The 19,388-nt window shown below is 35.4% G+C and carries 15 protein-coding genes and 3 pseudogenes; 6 read left to right on the forward strand and 12 right to left on the reverse strand.

Annotated features, from left to right (window positions below; genetic code table 11):
• Nucleotide 1: 1 nt before the first annotated feature.
• The 7 genes from essA to NSU19_RS16445 all read right to left on the reverse strand — a co-directional run bounded on the left by essA (nt 2) and on the right by NSU19_RS16445 (nt 9,019).
• A complete protein-coding gene (gene essA / locus NSU19_RS16415; protein ID WP_339197413.1) occupies nt 2-514 on the reverse strand; it encodes a type VII secretion protein EssA in 513 nt (170 codons plus the stop codon).
• A complete protein-coding gene (gene esaA / locus NSU19_RS16420) occupies nt 492-3,749 on the reverse strand; it encodes a type VII secretion protein EsaA (RefSeq protein ID WP_339197416.1) in 3,258 nt (1,085 codons plus the stop codon). Before esaA ends, essA begins: the two co-directional genes overlap by 23 nt.
• A gap of 241 nt (nt 3,750-3,990) precedes the next feature.
• Nucleotides 3,991-4,287: a WXG100 family type VII secretion target gene (locus NSU19_RS16425; RefSeq protein WP_066249497.1), complete on the reverse strand. Its 297-nt coding sequence runs from the start codon at nt 4,285-4,287 to the stop codon at nt 3,991-3,993.
• Between the two features lie 634 nt (nt 4,288-4,921).
• The gene (locus NSU19_RS16430; RefSeq protein ID WP_339197418.1) at nt 4,922-7,072 is read right to left on the reverse strand and encodes an NEAT domain-containing protein; all 2,151 of its coding nucleotides are present in this window, start codon (nt 7,070-7,072) and stop codon (nt 4,922-4,924) included.
• 82 nt (nt 7,073-7,154) lie between these two features.
• Entirely contained in the window at nt 7,155-7,556 is a 402-nt protein-coding gene (locus tag NSU19_RS16435; RefSeq protein WP_066247764.1) for a hypothetical protein, read from the reverse strand.
• Nucleotides 7,557-8,142: 586 nt separating this feature from the next.
• Nucleotides 8,143-8,685 (reverse strand): hypothetical protein, encoded by a 543-nt coding sequence (locus tag NSU19_RS16440; protein WP_339197421.1) that lies wholly within the window; start codon nt 8,683-8,685, stop codon nt 8,143-8,145.
• A 79-nt stretch (nt 8,686-8,764) separates the two neighbouring features.
• Entirely contained in the window at nt 8,765-9,019 is a 255-nt protein-coding gene (locus NSU19_RS16445) for a hypothetical protein (RefSeq protein WP_094244488.1), read from the reverse strand.
• A 613-nt stretch (nt 9,020-9,632) separates the two neighbouring features.
• On the opposite strand from NSU19_RS16445, the pseudogene NSU19_RS16450 reads away from it, so the two are divergent.
• Nucleotides 9,633-10,097 (forward strand): annotated as a pseudogene (locus tag NSU19_RS16450) (transposase); the annotation flags it as partial.
• Nucleotides 10,098-10,281: 184 nt separating this feature from the next.
• Nucleotides 10,282-10,638, forward strand: coding sequence for a cupin domain-containing protein (locus NSU19_RS16455; RefSeq protein ID WP_339197425.1), 357 nt, complete (start codon nt 10,282-10,284; stop codon nt 10,636-10,638).
• A 363-nt stretch (nt 10,639-11,001) separates the two neighbouring features.
• Here NSU19_RS16455 and NSU19_RS16460 read toward each other — a convergent pair whose 3' ends face one another.
• The 3 genes and pseudogenes from NSU19_RS16460 to NSU19_RS16470 all read right to left on the reverse strand — a co-directional run bounded on the left by NSU19_RS16460 (nt 11,002) and on the right by NSU19_RS16470 (nt 13,178).
• Nucleotides 11,002-11,397 carry an HI0074 family nucleotidyltransferase substrate-binding subunit gene (locus NSU19_RS16460; RefSeq protein ID WP_063389150.1) on the reverse strand — a complete coding sequence of 132 codons (396 nt, stop codon included), beginning with the start codon at nt 11,395-11,397 and terminating at the stop codon, nt 11,002-11,004.
• Nucleotides 11,385-11,696, reverse strand: a complete 312-nt coding sequence (locus NSU19_RS16465) for a nucleotidyltransferase domain-containing protein (protein ID WP_130158900.1) — start codon at nt 11,694-11,696, stop codon at nt 11,385-11,387. Before NSU19_RS16465 ends, NSU19_RS16460 begins: the two co-directional genes overlap by 13 nt.
• A gap of 313 nt (nt 11,697-12,009) precedes the next feature.
• Nucleotides 12,010-13,178, reverse strand: a pseudogene (locus NSU19_RS16470) (IS3 family transposase).
• 442 nt (nt 13,179-13,620) lie between these two features.
• Between NSU19_RS16470 and NSU19_RS16475 the strand changes: the two are divergent.
• From NSU19_RS16475 to NSU19_RS16490, 4 genes and pseudogenes are all read left to right on the forward strand, one after another.
• Nucleotides 13,621-14,445 carry a S8 family serine peptidase gene (locus tag NSU19_RS16475; protein WP_157727859.1) on the forward strand — a complete coding sequence of 275 codons (825 nt, stop codon included), beginning with the start codon at nt 13,621-13,623 and terminating at the stop codon, nt 14,443-14,445.
• 1 nt (nt 14,446) lies between these two features.
• On the forward strand, nt 14,447-15,364 hold the full coding sequence (locus NSU19_RS16480; protein ID WP_063388929.1) for an SAR2788 family putative toxin: 918 nt from the start codon (nt 14,447-14,449) through the stop codon (nt 15,362-15,364).
• A gap of 327 nt (nt 15,365-15,691) precedes the next feature.
• On the forward strand, nt 15,692-16,168 hold the full coding sequence (locus tag NSU19_RS16485; RefSeq protein ID WP_066247761.1) for a hypothetical protein: 477 nt from the start codon (nt 15,692-15,694) through the stop codon (nt 16,166-16,168).
• Nucleotides 16,169-16,314: 146 nt separating this feature from the next.
• Nucleotides 16,315-16,660, forward strand: a pseudogene (locus NSU19_RS16490) (transposase); the annotation flags it as partial.
• A 234-nt stretch (nt 16,661-16,894) separates the two neighbouring features.
• On the opposite strand, the gene NSU19_RS16495 reads toward NSU19_RS16490, so the two are convergent.
• Nucleotides 16,895-17,449, reverse strand: a complete 555-nt coding sequence (locus NSU19_RS16495) for a hypothetical protein (RefSeq protein WP_339197429.1) — start codon at nt 17,447-17,449, stop codon at nt 16,895-16,897.
• A gap of 374 nt (nt 17,450-17,823) precedes the next feature.
• Nucleotides 17,824-18,936, reverse strand: a complete 1,113-nt coding sequence (locus tag NSU19_RS16500; protein ID WP_095309790.1) for an SEC-C domain-containing protein — start codon at nt 18,934-18,936, stop codon at nt 17,824-17,826.
• Nucleotides 18,937-19,388: the final 452 nt, after the last annotated feature.

Raw genomic sequence — 19,388 nt, forward strand, 5'->3', positions numbered from 1 at the left:
TTTACTCCATTATTTTTCTTATAAGAGCCAAAATTCCGCCGACCAACATAACAGCAAATCCGCTCAGAAATCCAATGGCTATCTGATTTACCCTTTCCTTCTTCTCTGCATGATCCGCAGTGCTTTGGCTAGCGGGAGAAGAATGCTGCGTAAAAAAATGTTGTGAAAATAATGTCTTTTTCGCATCGTAAAAGCTTGTTTTTGCATCGCTCGCCACCGAATCGGCAAAAATTTCTTCTTTTAGATGATTCACTGCATGATCCAGCTCTTTTTGCTTTTTCTGGACCGCAGCCCGAGTTTGTTTTTTAAACAAACCGGGCGCGATTTTTTCCAGTTCAGTTTCACTCTCACTTTGGGATTCTTGTGTTTTTATGTCATCGCTGATACGGTCTACTTGTAAATCAAGCTTCCCACTGTGATCCAAATGTTCATCTGCCAACGAATGTGCAGAAAGCAAAGGCTGGACGCCTATAGCTGCAGCAACTAAAATACTAATTCGGATTAGCTGCTTCATCCCTTGCCTCCTTATTTTGTGTAAACCCATTTATCACAAATAAATGTCCGACAAGACTTAAAAATGCTGTCCCCACTAATATGGTGATGATCAATGGATCGTACTTTGTATCGTCAACAAAACCTAATAGCAGTTTCTCAATATATTGCAGTGGCGACAATTCTTGCAATGTAGATGCTAAAGACTGTTTGTCGAAATTCAGCCCAAGAGTTTCTGTCAACAATACATAAAGGCTTAACATGCCAAGAAGCAAAAACATCCCGATCATTTTAAGCTGTCTTAGCAAATAAGCTCCTGCCAGCACCATGGTGAACATAATCAGGGAGATCAGGCCAATCCATTGAAAATATTTTTCTTGTGGAATATCGATAAAAGAACCTGACAGCAAACCGATGATGATTCCTTCGATAACGCCAATTCCTGCTGTCACCCATGTGATCGGAGTATTTTTCCAAACCAATGTTCTGTTTTCTGAGAAATCATCCTTTATCAATCTTTTTCTTTCAGACGTTGCAATGACGTATGCAGTAAATAAAGCCAAAATAAAACAGATTAACACCAAATAATAAGGGATAAAGGTATCTTTAACTACTTTCACTTCGCTGTTTTTTGTCTGCACCGGATTTGATAGAAAATTCAACAAGTTTTCATTTGGACGGTCGCCTATGCGGCTGTTGGCTAACACTTGTCCAAAGTTATCAGCAAACTCTTGATCCTTCAGCAGCTTATTGGTCAAATCATTTGAAAGCTTTTGAGCCTTTTTCACTAATGTGTCGCCGCTGTTTACAATATTGTCAGCCTGTTTATCAATCGCATCAAAAGTTTTATAGACGCTGTCTGTTGAAATCAATACATTTTCAGATTGATCTGCCAAGGATTGGCTTGTAACCAGCAATGTTTGAAGTTGATCGTCTAAGGACAGAACAGCGCTTTGTTCTTTATTTTGACCGGCTTGTATCTCACTATTTGCGTTTTGCAGCTTCAAACTGGCTTCCCGCCATGCTTCCAACCGCTGTAATGTATTGGTAATGCCATGATTCAATTCTTCTGCTTGTATCGTCGCTTGTTGGACTAATAAAGCCATTTCGTCAGAATGATTTTGAGTTTTCTGAACTAGCTGCTTATAACCTGCTATCTTATTTTTAAGGTCTTCCGTTTCAGCTCTGACATCCTCAGTTATTTTCCCGGCCATATAGTCGGATATGGCTTCTACAATATCTTGTTTATGGAACAGGTAATAAAGAGAATCCTCTGCAGCCATATCCCCCAAGCTACGTTGTTCCAATCCATTGGCTAAATCGGAAATACTTTTCCCAAAATATAATTCATATAACATCGCTGTTTTTTGATAATCTCTGATACTTTCATTAAGGCTTTTCATGAAAGTATTAGCCGGATCACTTATCAGCTGAGACATTACTTTATGATAGATAACATTGTTAATATCTTCTCTTTCAACAGGAGGTTCATTTGTATTCTCATCATTTGAATCGTCCTGTTTCGATTCGGAATTACTGTTTTCATTCATATTTAGAGCTTCAGGATCAGGCTGTTGCTCTTCTGGCGGCAATGGATCAGATGGATCAGACGGCTCTGGCGCCTCTGTATTTTTATGCTTTTGAATAATCTTCCATTCCCATGCAACAGGCTGAAATAAATCAATTTTCGCATTTTCGTCCTTCAAGCTTATTTTTATGTTGACTGTAATATTTCCTTTTTCAGTGACAGGAAGATCAAATGTAACGTTGTTCTGATCTCCATCCACTTTAAAAACATTTGTTTGCCCATTAGGAAGAGTCAATGTCACTTCATGAATACGAAAAAGTTCAGGAACTGCCGCATTTATATTTTGACTCTCAATATTTCCGCCTAGAATAGCTGCATTGTCTGAAAAAACGGTCCCTGATTCCGTTAAATCCTTTTTCACTTTGTTTATTAAATTTGCTAAAGGAAGCCCCGTACCGTTGGATGGTTGTGGCTGATATTGAAATTCCCGATTAAATTGGTTTGTCACCTTGATAACCATTTTGATGTCGCTCTTCACCGACTCATCGATGTTTAAATCATCAATTTCTTCCCGTTTTAACGTTTGAAGTTTATCAATTTGGCTTTTAATCGTTTTTTGGACAATTTTATCGGGAGTATCAAATATTTGATTTAACGAAACGTAACTGTTTCCGACACCATCTTTCATTTGTTTTGCCAGTTTTTTCGCAATATTTTCCTCTGTTTCATTTTCTAGCTTTTTCGATAATTCTTGCTCATAGCTGTCTATTGTTTCCAATGTTGATTTTAACGACATCTTCAGCGCTTCAGACTTCAAGAAAATATTTTGGTTCTCCATGGAATTGAAATGGAACTGATTATAAATTGCCTGATTGGTTTCAACCAGTCGGTTAATATTTTGCTGAACGTCTGCAGCGTTTAGACTGCTGTCGAATGCTGTTAGCTGATCTGCAAAACCTTTTGCCAAAGTTTCATGAGCATTTTTCATTTGTTGGAAATCTAAAAAATTTGTTTGATAAGCATTTGTTGCTTTTGCCCCTTCAACAAAGGAGCTCTGGTAATTTTGCAAGATATCCTCCAGACCTTTGAAAGCATCGGTTGATACCTTTGTTTGATCCTTTACTGTCGCAAACTGATTAGTGAAACCAGATAATGGTTGATGAATATCATGATTATATATATTGGTATGATTCCGTTCCTCCCTGACAAGTTCAGCAACATTGTCTTGGGCCTTTTGTAAGTTTCCTATTACACTAGCGAAGTAAACATCAATAATTCGACGATTAAAATCCTCTAAAATTGAACTAGCCGTTTTTTCTGCCCGGGCTTTCATGCTGCTGTTGCCCGATGCATTAATCTTATAGTTTAAAGTGATTTTCTCCGGATTTTTATCATTCATTGATAGTGCTTTTTCTGTAAAATCATTTGGAATGATAATAATCATGTTGTACAAATTGTTTTTAAAGCCGCTTTCAGCAACACCACGGCTGACAATATACCAATCATGTTCATTATCTTTTTCAATACTTTTCACAAATTCATTGCCAAATGCGTATTTTTTGCCATTAAAGGTGCCGCCTTGATCTTCATTTACTAAAGCAACAGTCATTTTTTGCTCATCATCATTTGTACTTTTCGATACTTGGTTTAATGCTAAGTAGGAACTTCCTGAGGAAAGCATGAGCACCAGTCCAAGAAACAAGAAAGAATTGAGCACAAATCTCTTCATTCCATTCACCTCCTTTTATGTGAATGACATACAGATATGTTGGGATGAAAACCAAACATGACAAACATCCTCAAAGGCACTGCCTTCTTGCCAACGCCTCATTTTTCCTTGCACATCCATTCCGAAAATATTTATGTATTAAGAAAAAAGCCACACAACATCGTCGCGTGGCTTTTTTGACAACACGGAAGTCGTCCAACCATCTAAGCCTGGTATTAGACATGAAGTCAACGCGGATTGATTATTGAAGCCCAAAATTGCGTGATAGCTGCTCATCATGTTGAGCTACTGCTTCCGCTGTTCTATTCAATTGCGTATTAATATCATGCATAAGCTGGGCAAAGTTTTGCACCTTCGGTTTTAGTTGATTAAATTGATCATCGAATCCTTGGAAAGCACGGCCTTCCCACTCAGCACGAAGTTCATTTTGTAAATTTGTTAAATCTCTTAAAATTTGCTCAATTTGCAAACCAGCTTGCCCATAACGCTGAGCCTTCGCTTTTAGCTCCTCTGGGGTCATTCGAATTTGTCCTGCCAAAATATCCATCTCCTTCAAAATAGTTTTGTGGCATTCGTTTCTTTAAATAATATCGAATGCTTAATAAATATTTTCCTATAAATGTATTTATCAATAGTTGGAAAAACAGTCAAACGCCCGATGAAAGATGTCAAATTTCACACAGTACTTTTTGCCCAAAATTATCTCGAACCTATGATTTTTTCTAAAAACAATTGATGGCATACAATTCCATTTAACCAGTAATTCGGAATTCTAAAATTGGTTATTTGTGGTTTTTATGTTACATTTTATGGTGCATATAACTTATTTTTTGTAAAAAAATCTAGGTAATGGAAATTGTTTATATTGCGCTTTCATAATTGAGGATTTTTTGTTAGGAGGATGCCGATTGTAGTTAAAAATGCTGTCTTTTTTTGAAATTTTGATAACCCTAAGGACCTGTTCTTTGATGCAAACGCGGAAAAGTATGCTTACAACAGTTAATCCCGTATAACATCTAATACCCTTGCCTATATTGGCAAGAAAAAAGGAAGCAATTACCTCTAAATAAGACAATTACTTCCGGGATTTTTCTTCATTTCTACTTTTTTTGGACTAGACCATTGCAAGGCAAGGCTATCAATTTTTTGGATCTTCACTTGGCATTCTCTTTTTAGTTATATTTTTTTCTTACAACAGCAAAACATATACTCCCCATTCCAAGTAAAATAATGCCAATCAGTAGGAAATTAAATTGATTGGTAGCTGTATTTGGCAATTTTTTACCTTCTAGTTCCTTCTTTTCTTCTGCTAACTGTTCAGATTTTGTTGGTTGTCCGATTTTTTCTTCCGGCTGTTCAGGTTCTGCTGGTTGCTCAGGATCTTCTCCCGGCTGTTCAGGCTCTGCTGGTTGCTCAGGATTTTCTCCCGGCTGTTCAGGCTCTGCTGGTTGTTCAGGATTTTCTCCCGGCTGTTCAGGTTCTGCTGGTTGTTCAGGATTTTCTCCCGGCTGTTCAGGTTCTGCTGGTTGCTCAGGATCTTCTCCCGGCTGTTCAGGTTCTGCTGGTTGCTCAGGATTTTCTCCCGGCTGTTCAGGCTCTGCTGGTTGCTCAGGATTTCCTCCCGGCTGTTCAGGCTCTGCTAACAATTCGGCTGTGATAAGCGCAAAATATACAGAGTAAGCAGCAGTTTCCCCATTATTTGAAATCTCTATAGTATACGGTATGGATGGATCAATATCTTTAAAAATATGTGAAGAATCAGCTGCTATTTCCTCACCCGTTTCTTGATTTTGTAAGCTAACTTCGACATTAGCTTTCGGAATGATTTGTAAGCTTAATTGACCATTTTCATCAACAATTAAATGGCTTTTTTCAACAAAATTCGCAAAATCCGCTCCAAAATCTGCTAAACTGAGAACATATGTGCCTGCATCATAGTGTTTCGTTTTTAGAATATTTGTTACTGCTTCTTTCAATGCTTGCGTAGCAGATAAAATTTCCACTCTTGTTGCGGCTAATTTGTTACTAACCTTCTCAGCTTCATTAAGTGACGTTTGAAAAGTATTCACATGCTCCCCATCAGCTTCCAATTTACTTGGATCGATTTTCTTTGCAAGTTCAACGAAATCTTTTAAGTCTTCTTGGATATTGACATTAAAGTTTAAATATACTTCTTTTTCCACACCATCCGTATTATATTTCACATAAGAAATGCCTTTCCAAACATCGTCTCCAGCATCCTTGTGCCTAATGTTTATTTGATAAATATTAGTATCATTTTTCGCTTCTACAAAATACACTTTAGACATAGCACTTGAAAAACCGCCATTTGCAGTATCTGCGGCTTTATAAATTTGTAAAGTTTCTTTTGGTAAATGAACAGGAATATTAGCAACAGTTTGATATGTTCCAAATTGCTTTAATACTGCTGTTGTTTCTTCGCCGAAATCACCTGCATGCTCGGACAGTTCTGCATCATCACCAATAGAGTTTAAAACTCTAAATCTTAAAGGCTCTATCTTAAAGAATTGATCCCTCTTTACAGAATCCATTGCAAATTTTAGACTTTCTATTGCTGCATCAACCTCTGTTTGTGTAGCATTTGGATTATTATAAACGTTTTCAGCGTTGGCAAGCCTTCTTTGAATTTCGGGGACAGCATAGCCATGTTCTCCTTCAGAATAAACATATGGAATCAAAGTCCCTCTAGGATGCACTGTATTAAAGAGGTGTCTTGCCTCCTCAAGCACTTTTTCCAATTCAGATTTATCCGTTTCAACATCAATCGGTAGAGTACTTGTATCTAATTGTAATTGAACATTGTACCAATTATCATATATGCCACCAGACATACCAGGGACATTTTCCATATGCACATGCATTAAAATATCTAAAGCTTTTGTTACATCCTCCATTTTATAACGAATCACATAATTCCCATTATCTTTTCGTTCTGGCTGAACTTGCTGATACCCATCCATACCAGATATGTTATCACCTGAAATAACAGCCTTTGGCTTACCTGGCAGTCGATAACCAATATAAGGTAAATAATCTTTGTTTACTGCTGTAATTTCATGCTCAAATATTATCGTATCATCTTCTATAATCAATCTTCCTGAATTAGCAACATACAAATAACCATGAGCTGCTGATGTTTCCGCAGTTCCATCTTTTAAATAACGATAATCAACTCCTTCATATGTTCCATTTACTAATCCTGCCCCTTCCGCATGAACATTATGAAATATTGGAAGGATAGGTGATAAAGTCAACAGGAATATTGCAATACCTATCCATAATAACCTACTTTTCCTCTTCAAGCTGATCTCTCCCTAATCACAAAATTTTTCCAATGGAGAGTGAATGGAAAAACCCCGCCACTCTCCAAATATTCTGAAAATATCAAAGCCATTGAATAAATAGAGGAATATATCCACTATGCGGACCAGCGTTTACATATAATTGAACAGCTAAATTTACATCGAAATCATAGACGTCAAAAGTAAATTGAACATTTCCATCCGCATCAACTGTCCGATTGGCGGAAACATAATCACTGCCATCCCATACTAATAAATCACCAATATAACTAGCATCCTTCAATGTAATAGTTGCAGAATTACCATCGATAACGGCATCACCAACAATAAACGAACTCGCGTGACTAGAATAATTCCCATTAGAATCTAAAAACTGATAATTTAATGTTGCGGCAGATACAGATACAGCAATCGCTATGGATAGCAATAATACACTTATGAACATCGCAACAGTTCTTTTATAGCTTAGATTAGTTTGAATCATTCTCTACCATTCTCCTTCATTTCTTGGTATTACATCCATTCTCATAAACCCTGCCATTACTTATTAAATCAATTGCGTTTACTTACTCCTCCCTCCTTTATGTTTTTATATGCCAGGGCATTTAATGGTAACGATAATCATTCTCAATATATGACGTAAAAAAACACCATTGATTATGATTGTGTTTCAATAATGATAATCATTATCAATGGTGCGCGAAAAAAAAATGCCCTGCTTAATGAGCGGCATCTTGATGTAGTAAATAAAATGTTTGCCTATCAAGTATAGTTTTACCATTTACATGTATAATTGTCAACTTTTTTTGTATTGGTATGTCAACACTAAACTAGACAATTTTTTTGAGGTGTTTCTCTTTGTACTCCACCGGGCTTAAATACCCAAGTGTTCCATTACACTTTAAAAACCCTGAGATCCATTGTATGCAAGGATTTCAGGGTTTTTCAATTCTTCTGATGATACATAAAATCATGTATTATTTTGGGAGCGATGTCTTTTTGGATAGATTTTTTCAAAACCTTACTTTTATGCTGTTGTCTTTTGGAAAGTGAAGAAACACTTCCTGCCTTCATCCTTTGATCTTTTCGTATTCTTCCAAAGCGTTTGAATATAGGCTTTCTTTTGAGAAAACAAGATTCGGCTGCCGGCAAAACCCGATAAACTTGACAAAATTTTTGCGGACTGCCTCCTTTAATTTTTCCGCTGGTTTTGTAAATGTATCCGCCGGTCCTTGTTTTCTCTTTTGTAATGTAATTACATAATTGCCGGATTCTTTTTTGATTATGGCATTCCCATCGGCATTATCAAGGAAGCATATTTCAAATTCTTTATCTTCTTCCTCTCTTAAAATTCTTGCCAAATCCAGCCACGTTGTTAACAAACATTCGGTTTCCGTTCTTTCCTCCGTGAAAACAGGCTTTCCATCATAACTTAAAAATATATAGCCTGCCAAGTAATCCAAGTTATTCTCTTCCAATATTTTCTTGGCGGCAATCCCGGCCAGAGGGTCATCAATCGACAAAAATTTAGTCTTTTTTACCGTATAATATTCCTCAAGTTCATGGCTGTAATTATATACGAAAGTTTTTATCATAACGTCATTTTCAATCATACCTGTTCACCTCATTTTCTCGGAAATGCTGTAGATACATAGCCATTAGAATTTATTCTTACTTCATATGTTACTCCCCTTATTTTTTTGTAACATTTACTCCTCGTTTTTTCTTAAGTGCAGAACTTATTTTTGATTTATTAGAATTTATAACATTTGCTACTATATTTTTAATATCATTAACTGTAAAATCCGGATCAAAAAAGTCTTTATTCTTTTTTCCAGTCCAATATCTTGGATGGTGATTCTTCAGGATATGCTCCATCTTGGCTTTTGTAAAAATTACTTTTTTTCCACCACCAACGTTATAATAAACATTCCTAAATGTTTTCACTGCGTTTTTTGCTGCACTGCTTGACTTTTTCAGGAAAGTCTTTTTTCCAATTTTATAAAACGGTTTTACTACCTATTTTTTTAATACTATATCTTAAAACAGCACCTCCGAGTAAGTAAACAAAATACTGCACAGCAGAAGCCTGTAATTTAGTAGTGTTATATTCGTATTGTTCACCTGTCTTTAGATCGGTGAATATTGCAATAAAAGAATCCCCTTCAGACTCAAGAACACTCACATTGAATTTATTTTCTTGAAAAACCCCATCTTCTTCCGCTTCACTTGAAATTTATATTTTTTCAAACTGTACTTGAGCAAATTTACTAACATAAATTTACAAATAAACATAAAAAGAGACATGAACCGATTCCTTGGTTAGAATAGATGTGCTATCAAACTACCCAAACAAGGAGGTTCATGTCTCTCGTATGGATACGATTAGCACATTATCAAGAAATTTACAATACATGATCTTCTCTCGGATTAAAACTTTATTATTCCAAGTCTGTGATGAACCATCTCGTCCACCTCATAGATGGAATGCTCACAAAAGGATGTTCTGGTACTCTGACGGATCTCCATCAGTGAGTTATCATCCGAAACACCGAATTCCGATACCCACCTCGTGACCGTGGGAGGCGAAACGTATCGAATGTATCGCTACGAAGGGGCATTGAACGACATTCCAAATGCGGTGGTATTGTTTTGTTGGAAAACCATCAACCGATGACGAGCGAGCATTTGCGTTGTTTTTTGAGTACAGACACAAAAACTGAGCGATCAGGCTATTCTTGAATACTATGCGAAACGCTGGTCGATCGAAAGCTACTTTCGGCAAACGAAAGAAACATTAGGTTTCGATCGATATCGAATCCGACATGAGCGAGCCATTAAACGATTTTGGGTCATCGTACAATTTACGTATATCTATTGCATGACAGAACATTCCAGTGATTTTTCAACCGGTCTTGCGAGTGTGAGATCGAGAAAAATTCACAATCTCATTGAGTTTATTTATTACGAAGCCCAACGAGGAGTGCCACTAGATTCCATTAAAAACCAGTTACGAGTGGCATAAGGGTATCTTTGTTTGCTTTTTGAAGATAATAATAAGTGTATCAGAGCAACTCCTACTGGACGAGATTTTTGCATTCGTCCCTTTTTTCATATTCGAAGAAAGAAGTTTAAACTGAGAAACAGGCGCCAAAAACAAAAGAAACATTAGAACTATCAAAAAAGAGGGGGGAAAACTTTGTCAATTCGTGAAGGAAATAAGCGAACAAATTAAGAAATCGCCCGAAAAGACGACAAGGCAATATTTTGTCGGCCAATTATCACGCCCGCAAACACTTCCATTTATAGAAGGCGACAAACTGGAAATCGGAATCACTTCATACGGTGATTTTAAGGGTGAATTGCCGCATTACCACACGCAAGCTTATGAATATCAATACATTATCAGCGGAAAAACGGAATATTTAGATGTGGAAACAGGAGAACTATACACCTTTCAAAAAGGCGATTTCTATGTAACTCCCCCAGGCATTAAATATGCTCAACGGTCACAACCCGGCACAGTTATTTTTTTATTAAAGCGCCCCCGGGGAATGATAAAGTGAATGTGGAACCGATGGCTGAAATCGGGAATTGGCTTAATCAAAAAACAAAATAAAGCAAAAACCGGATCCTTATTGTCAGCCGATCCTTCAGACCCGGCCGGTAGAGCCGTTTTTCCGCTTTTCTCCCGAATACCGCCGGTACCGATGAAGCAAATTTCATTTACACAAGTCAATACCGAATGCATGTATTCGGTATTGACGATAAACAATCGATTGTTTGAGAAAAGATAGGGAAAATCTGTTCAATATAAAACGATGTTCATAATTCTTTCCAGGCGTAGAAAATTGAGTGGGCGAACTGCAAATGCCAATCTTAAAAAACAACGATACATCGTTAACGGAATTTTACTCTTCCAACTATATTTAATATTCTCTCTTCTCTATACGGATAATCCAGTTATAGAGAAGTTGATAATATTTATGGAGATTGCCAAAAATTTCAACAGCTAGCTCTTCATTGTATGTATGAACTGTCAAATTCCGATCATCTACCATTTTTAATGCAATGATCGTTTCCTCATCAGATAAAATTCCAATTTCCCTGCTTGAACGAATTACTCCTTTAGGTGAACCGACATCAATTCCTTCTTTATCATATAAAAATTGTTTTACTGCTTTCCAACAAGCTTCAAAACTAAACTCAAATCGCTGAATAGCTGCATCCCGTTCAACTTCCGTTGGATTCTCTAGGAGCAAAACCTCTTGGAAAGCACGAAGAGCTTTTAAAGCAAGTTGAATACGTTCCTTTAACCGTTCCATAAAATTCCTTCCTTTTTCACTTTTTCTTTCATAGCCTGATCGGCTTTAGATAAATCGACAAGATCTACTCTGTACGGTAATGGCGATTCCTCTATTCGTTCACGAAGTTCCACCCACTTAGAAATCGGAATAGCTGAATCTGCAGAAAGAGCGATGTCAATATCGGATGTCCTCTTTTCCTCTTTACGAGCCCACGAACCAAACAGATAGACTTTTACTGATTGATCATGTAATGTTTCAACAATTATTTTTTTCAAAAACGACAGTATCTGTTCCCGATCAGCCGAATTTAAATCCATTTTTTATCAAACCCTTTTTTGAATTTGAAAATGATTATACCATAAAATGTATCATAAAAATGATTTCCATAAGATAAAGCGAAGTATTAATTTTCATCTTTCGTTGCCGCTACTTCAATATATGAAGTATTATTTTCCTTTTTACCGTATATAATCTGTTCAATTATTCCTCTCCACTCTGGATTAATATCTTCCCATTTCTTCCCCCAGTTGGAATTTATAAAATGGTAAGCTTTATATGGTTTATCGGAACTTGAAGATTTGGTGTTATGTCAAGAAAACGGACACGTTAAACAGAGAGAAATAGCTGAATTTATGCAGCTACTTTTCTCTGGTTAGCGTAATATGCAGCTTCAAATTCACATGGCGATACATAGCCAAGGGCTGAATGACTTCTTTTGCGGTTGTAGAAGCATTCGATGTACTCAAAAATGGCTTGTTTCGCTTCTTTTCGCGTGCGGAATCGATTCAGATAAATACACTCTTTCTTGATGAGGCTATGAAACGACTCCATACAAGCGTTGTCGTAACAGTTCCCACGTCTCGACATGCTCACTTGAAAATGATGTTCCTGTAAAAGTTGCTGATAGTCATTCGAAGCATACTGGCTTCCACGATCCGAATGATGAATCACTCGTCCCGTTGGTTTTTCGCTGTTTAGAGCCCGTTGTAACGCTTTGATGACTAACTCTTTCGTCATTCGTGTATCGATATACCATCCTACAATCTTACGAGTATATAAATCCATGATACTCGCTAAATACAACCAGCCTTCGTCGGTAGGAATGTACGTAATATCTGCCATCCATACTTCATTTGGAACCGTTGCTTGGAAGTTTTGTTTCAATAGATTAGAATATACGTTGTAAGGATGGTTACTGTTCGTGTGGCTTTGAATTTACGGACAGTAATGCATCTCAAGCCTTCTTCGCTCATGATGCGAGCGACCGTCTTTTGAGACACACGAATCCCTTGTTTGCGTAGTTCTTGCGTAATTTTTGGGCTTCCGTAAATCTTACGGGACTTTAGATACTCATTTCGAATTTGTGGAGTGAGTTGTTCTTTTCGTTTGTTCTGTTTACTTTTCGCACGCTTGAGCCAGTCGTAATACCCACTTCTTGAAACACCGAAAACTTGGCACATCTTCACAACAAGAAATTCATTTCGGTGTTGAAAAATGAAGGCGTAAATTACTTCTGGTTTCTGGTGAAGATGCCTAACGCTTTTTTTAGGATCGCTAATTCCTCCTCCAACTCTTGATTGCGGCGGCGTAATTCGATGATTTCTTGATTTTGTGGCTTGATATGGCCTGAACCCACAAAACTCTTTCCGTTGCTTTCTTTATATTCTTTGACCCAACGATGAAGAGTGTTGTAAGCCAAACCTAGTTCTTTTACCACTTGGGCGATGGACTTGTCCCCCCTCCAAGCATAACTCAGCAGCTTGAATCTTGTATTCTTGATCAAATGTTCTCTTTTTCATGATTGGACACCTCTAACCTATTGTAATTAAGTTTATTATAATCTCCCTGTTCTCCGTGTCCAATTTTTAGACTAACATCAATTATTACTATAATAATCTGTGTCTACTTTTTCTGTCCAATTGGATTACTTCTTTATCTCGTTATATCAAGGACTGTCTGCATATTTCTTCGATCGAAAATTTAGTAAATTTATAATATTTACAACAATTTAATCATTTGCTATATTTCTATATGATTATAATTTGTAGAATTACTGTTTAAACGAAAAAAAGAAAAATCTTCTAATTAAGCAACTGGGTGGTATTTGCGATTCTGAGGATTTATAACGCCCAAATATTAGCCTTTCTCAAATTATAAGACTTTGTGCAGATACGATATCAGCCCTTTAATAGGGGGGAGAAATCTATAAAGAAAATATTTCTTCTGAATGCAAGTATTTTATTGGTATTCGGTACTTATACACTTTACGTATCCAATAAAACAAATTGGGCATTACAAGTAATTGACTTTCAAAACATTGAAGGAACAGCTAGTAAACGCCCTATAAAAATAGCTCTTATTGATAGTGGTATTCAAGCTGAAAAAGCTAATGTGACAGTTGCGGAAACTTTTAATGGAAACGGTTCAAATGATTCTTACGGTCATGGTACTGCTATTGCAAGTATTATTGGCGCCAAAAAAAGTTTATTGAATCCTGTAGAAGGTGTATTTAAGAATGTTGTTTTTTATGATGCTAATGTTTTAGATGAAAATGGAAATGCTTCAATTTCAGATATTGTTGCTGCAATTGATTGGGCAATAAAGCATGAAGTGGATATTATCAATATGAGTTTTGGCATTCAAAAGGATGATCCAGCATTACACGAGGCAATCAAGAAAGGCTATGAACAGAACATTATTTTTGTTGCAGCTGCTGGAAATAACCTTGGATTTGAAGCGGACTATCCAGCTCGCTATCATGAGGTATTATCTATTAGCTCGATTGACAAAAACTTAAAACGAGATCCAACGGCTGCAAAAAATAAAGTTGACTATGTTACTCCTGGTATAAACGTACAAGCTGTAAAAATTAATAAAATGAGAGATAAAAGTCTTGATGGAACATCATATGCAACAGCTTATGCAACGGGAATTATTGCACAACTCTTAAGCGAGCAAAAAATAGATCGAACTTCTTATTTCAAGCATTTAAAAGACTACGCAAAACCTTTGGGCAAACAATCAGAATACGGAAATGGATTATTAACATTAAAAAAAGGGGATTAGAGTGAAAAAACTATTGATTATCTCATTATGTTTTACTTTAAGTTTTTTAAGTATTGGACCAACTGCAAGTAATGTATATGCTGCTACCTCTGAAAATGAAGTTCCTGCATCTGTAGAAAGTAATATTCAAGAAGTTTTTAACTATGCAGCAGACGAAACAGAAGAAATTGTCCAAGAACTTGAAGAAGAGTTTAATACTGCTGAGGATACTGAACTAGAAGTTTCTAACTTAAATGTTCAGAATGATAGGATTATTATAGAAAGTAAAGTTTCAACATATAACTATGATGTGGATACTACTTTAGAAATACAACCTGAAGAGAATACTGCCCAGTATAACATTACATATGAAGAAAATGGGGATTTAATTGAAAAAGAGTATGATTTAAATATTAATGTTATAGATGATGAAAATTTTATTATAGAGTTTATTGATAAAGAAACTGGTGAAATCACAATTTATGATTCTTCAGTTGTATCTGCCTCAGCGGTTCCTTATGTTGCATATATTATAGGTTCTCAAGTTGTTCGTTTAGCAATTAAAGGTCTCGCGAAAAAATCTATTAAAGTTGCCAGTAACATGGGGAAAATTCTAAAGCACAATAGTCGAGGCGTTCTATTTGAAGGTAATGCTAGCAAAGGATGGAAACATATAAAGAATGGACATATTTTGGGCAAAGGTGCTAAAAAGGGCGATACATTATTCCCCAAAAACTTATCTGAATCTCAAATTAAAAATATTATTATGGAATCTTTACAAAAAGGTACTTATAAAGGTCAAGCAGCTAATGGTTATAAATCTTATGAATATAACCTAAATAAGTATGGTATAAATAAAATGAAAGTCATTGTTGATAAAGATGGTATGATTGTCACTGCGTACCCGTTGTCCGGAAAAAGTGTGATAAAAGTTAAATAATAAGGAGCAATCCTGTTAGAAGGATTTTCGGGGTCTTGAAAAAATAAAAGCCCTCTAGTATGATGCATGAGTGTCGACGCTCATTGACCCATCATCACACAGAGGACTCTATCATATGAATTTTAGTACAAACCATAAAATTAATCAAGTTCTTGAAAACACGTTAGTAATTGGCAGCGATATTGTCAAGCAGAAGCGTATCCTCAAACTGTAAATCAATAAAGTAATGTAAAATACTAAAATATATATCAGTAAAAATATTTTTTTAATAAGGTATAAACGGGTTAAACCGTTGATATCTCAACATTTAAAGAGGGAGTTATTATAATGAAAATATCTTTTTTTGTTGAATTATATGATGAAATGATTGGACAACCTTTTAATATAGATGACTATTTAGCCTGTCGTTTATCTATTTTTGTGCAGCAAAATGGGGAAAAAAAAGAACTTTGTAATTCCACTTTCCATGACGCCTTGCTTTTAGGTATGGGGAAAATTCTTTTGGAATTAAAAGAAAACCATACATCTTTTTCTAATGGATTTGAAACCTATGAAAATGCAATGGAATATACTTTAAACAAAACTGGTAAATTGCTTATTATTAAAGCCTACAGTGAATACGACAATACAACAGAAATCGCCTTTCAAGGTGAGTTTGAAGATTTTCTTACAGCTTTCTTTAAAGAATATGAACGCTACTTTAAAGGACTTCTTCAGAAGGATCCAAATGCCATTCAACACGATTCTGTTGAAATGATGGAGCAACAATTAAAAGCCTATAAAGAACTAAAAAACAAATATTAACTTACAATATTTAAAGGGAGTATGATTTAAAAAAGTTTTTGGGAGTATGAAATATTTTGTGTAAATGAATAGAATGATAAAAAAGGAAGACCTTTTCTTGATAGAATTGAGTTATCGCAAAAAATTCACAGAAAAGAGGTCTCCCTATGAATCAGTTTACAACAGAGCTTGTCGATGCACTAGTCAAAAAAACAAGATATCACCGAGGTTTTCCGTACGCATTTAGAAACGGCAGTGAATACGTTACTTGCGACAGAACTAACATTCTTTTTAGACTTTGAAAAGTACGATCGTACCGGCTTTAACTCAGGTAATTCGCGCAATGGTTCTTATTCTCGTAAGTTACACAACGATTTTGGTGACCTAAATATCCGACACGTGATCTAATGGCGAGTTTAAACAACAACCGTGGCTCCATATAAGTGCTCAAACGATACGCTTGGAGCAACCGTCATTCTTTTGTTTCAAAAAGACATCACAATGACTGAAATTTTATATTTGCCTCATTTTGGGAAATCCTTAATAACACCATTTTTTAATCGAATAAATAATAATTTTGTTTATCTTGCTCATGATGATGGATGGTTTTGTAAATTATATTGTAATGACATTCTATAGTAATAAAAGGTCCATGGACATGTTTCCCAAACAGGCAAATTAGGCAGACATCAAATCTATCAACTCGAGCCATGTTGAATGTGTGTCGCAGATAGTTTTGAGGGAAAATTAAGCAGAAGGAGCCGAAAATCTGTAAAAGATTTTCGGTGTTCCATCTGCTTTTATTTCAATTCTTCTAACAAATCGGTGTAGCATTCCCTCTGTTAAATCATTGAACAAAAGGTATTTGTCTAACTCGGCTTTTAGCTTAGCAATTTCCTCATGGATATTTTTACTTTCCAATGAGTGTTGTAATTCAGTCTTTTGAGCAGACAGTCTTTTCAATTCTCTATTGATTTCTTCAATAGCCCGTTGATAATCAGCTTTAGTAATGATTTCATTTGCTAACAGGTTGAGAAATTTACTTTTTCTTTCAACTAGCCGTTTCATTTCCCTTTCAATGCTAGCTAGCTTTTTGTTCGTCGTTTTCTCGGCTCTCACCGTTTGTTGTTCTAGTTTCTTTATTAAACCTTCTTTACTGATTTCCCTTGCGTATTTTTTTAGATCAGAAAGGATAATTGATTTAAGGCCACTTTCTTTAATAGCATGGTGACTACATTTTTTGCTTCCATGCCTACCGTATCCCCCACATATATATCCCTTTCGATTTTGTCTGTACCACATGCCTGTTCCACAGTCTGCACAAAAAGCAATATTAGTAAATAAATGCTTTTTAGGAGCAGTTATGTCCTCTTTCTAATTTTCATTTGTGCTTGTACAGCTTCAAAATCTGCTCTAGAGATAATAGCAGGGTGGGAGTTTGATACAATTACTTGATTTTCAGCAGACACTTTCTTTCTCCCTTTTATTGAACGGATAGAAGTAGATAACAACCAAAATGTTAAAATTTACTACAAGTTTGCGCCGATTGAGTGTGTAAAAGTTTAAACACGCTCAATCATTTTTTAACACTAGCCGTGAAACACACTCCACATGGCTTGATTGGTAATCGCAGACATCTTGATGTAGTAGTGTTTGCCTTAAATTAAAAATTCCTATTATTGTTCGATATATTTATCAAGGTAAATATACCCAAGTTCAAATAAATTATTACCATTAGCAATAGGAAATTGGTTAACCTTATGCAATGAGATCGTACTATTTAATTTCCACCCATCCTCATATTGCTCAATTGGTAAATTAGTATCAGGTTTAACTGCAATTCTAAATATATGTGGGTGAAAAAATTCAATAAATTGATTTCCATCCTGTTCGTGATATATAGCAGGTACTGGAACAAGCATCTTAATATCAATATAAAAAATTAATCTTCTTTCTCTTTTATAAGATGGCTGTGCATATATATCTACATATTCAAACTGTGATTCATCATCTGTTCGAAAAACTGCACGTCCTTTTTCTCGCATCGCAACATTAAATAAGTCACTTTCATATTTCAGCTCAGGGATATCTGTAAAATATCCAAAGTTTACCCTCTTTAATTGTCTTTTACTACCTTGAAGATCATAAGGTGAAGGCCAAAACTCTTTACTACTAATAATTCCACTATTCCCTTTAATTGATGTATGATGAAATAGTCTTAGATATCGATTCTCTATAATTCTAATATTTGGAACTTCAATCTTATAAATCGGTTCGGAGATTGATATATTACATTCTTCAATTTGTATTTCATCCCTTGGCAATTTATTAGAACTTTTTAAGTTAATAATAGCTCCCGTATAATAATCGAGATTACACTTAATCTGCCAGATAGTATAATTATCAGATTGCATTTCAAGAACAAAATCTAGTGTTTTAGGTCTAAAAAAACGACCATTTATTTCCAATCCATACACATAAAAACTTCTAAAAATCTTCCAATATTTTGTTTCAGTTGATAAAATACAAAAATAAATTTTCCCTCTATATTCTTTACTGTATCTATTGTTTTTTACAAAAAACTGACTATTTTTAATTGATGGACTTAATCTTTGAGAAGAAGCAAGGTATGAACCACAACAATCATACGGATGTAAATCACTTCCACATATACATGCAACTTGTGGATCCCTTGAAAGTTCCGTTACTGGCTTAATACTACCATGGCACTTTTTATATTTTTTTCCGCTCCCACATGGACATAAGCAATTTCTCTTTATTTTTGACACAAACTCTTTCTCCTTTTAAATCTTTTTAAATACTAAACTAATAATGAATTAACTGTAAATCTAATTCATTCGAATTTCATTACTTTTTAGATAAGATAGGTAGGCATTAATAGATAAATTTTTACTTTCATAAAAGATACATTACGAATGCCTGCTACTCTATATTAATGGCCTAGTGTATAGATTGTAAAAATAGTCACTTCACCACATTCCAAGTAAAAGAGCAGTTCAATGGCAACAAAAGCATTTAATACTTAGTGTGAAGCTAATTTATTTAGCAGAAGAGTTGAATAAAATCAATAATTAGAACAGTTCATTTATATTCAAAAATCACAAATAAGAGAAGGTAACGGCTGTGATAACCACCAAGAAAGATAAATTCTAATAAAAGTGTAAATTTCTTTAATATAGGGGAGAAATTACTGCTACCTGTTTTCTTTTAAAATATGGTA

The organism is Aeribacillus sp. FSL k6-2211 (genome assembly GCF_037966125.1).
In the GTDB taxonomy this organism is placed as follows: domain Bacteria; phylum Bacillota; class Bacilli; order Bacillales; family Aeribacillaceae; genus Aeribacillus; species Aeribacillus composti.

Bases quoted from the DNA above. Each gene is read 5' to 3' on its own strand.
- NSU19_RS16435 (WP_066247764.1), bottom strand. From the start codon at position 7,556: ATGATTCAAACTAATCTAAGCTATAAAAGAACTGTTGCGATGTTCATA.
- NSU19_RS16460 (WP_063389150.1), bottom strand. From the start codon at position 11,397: ATGGAACGGTTAAAGGAACGTATTCAACTTGCTTTAAAAGCTCTTCGT.
- NSU19_RS16465 (WP_130158900.1), bottom strand. From the start codon at position 11,696: ATGGATTTAAATTCGGCTGATCGGGAACAGATACTGTCGTTTTTGAAA.
- NSU19_RS16485 (WP_066247761.1), top strand. From the start codon at position 15,692: ATGAAAATATCTTTTTTTGTTGAATTATATGATGAAATGATTGGACAA.
- essA (WP_339197413.1), bottom strand. From the start codon at position 514: ATGAAGCAGCTAATCCGAATTAGTATTTTAGTTGCTGCAGCTATAGGC.
- NSU19_RS16495 (WP_339197429.1), bottom strand. From the start codon at position 17,449: ATGTGGTACAGACAAAATCGAAAGGGATATATATGTGGGGGATACGGT.
- NSU19_RS16440 (WP_339197421.1), bottom strand. From the start codon at position 8,685: ATGATTGAAAATGACGTTATGATAAAAACTTTCGTATATAATTACAGC.
- esaA (WP_339197416.1), bottom strand. From the start codon at position 3,749: ATGAAGAGATTTGTGCTCAATTCTTTCTTGTTTCTTGGACTGGTGCTC.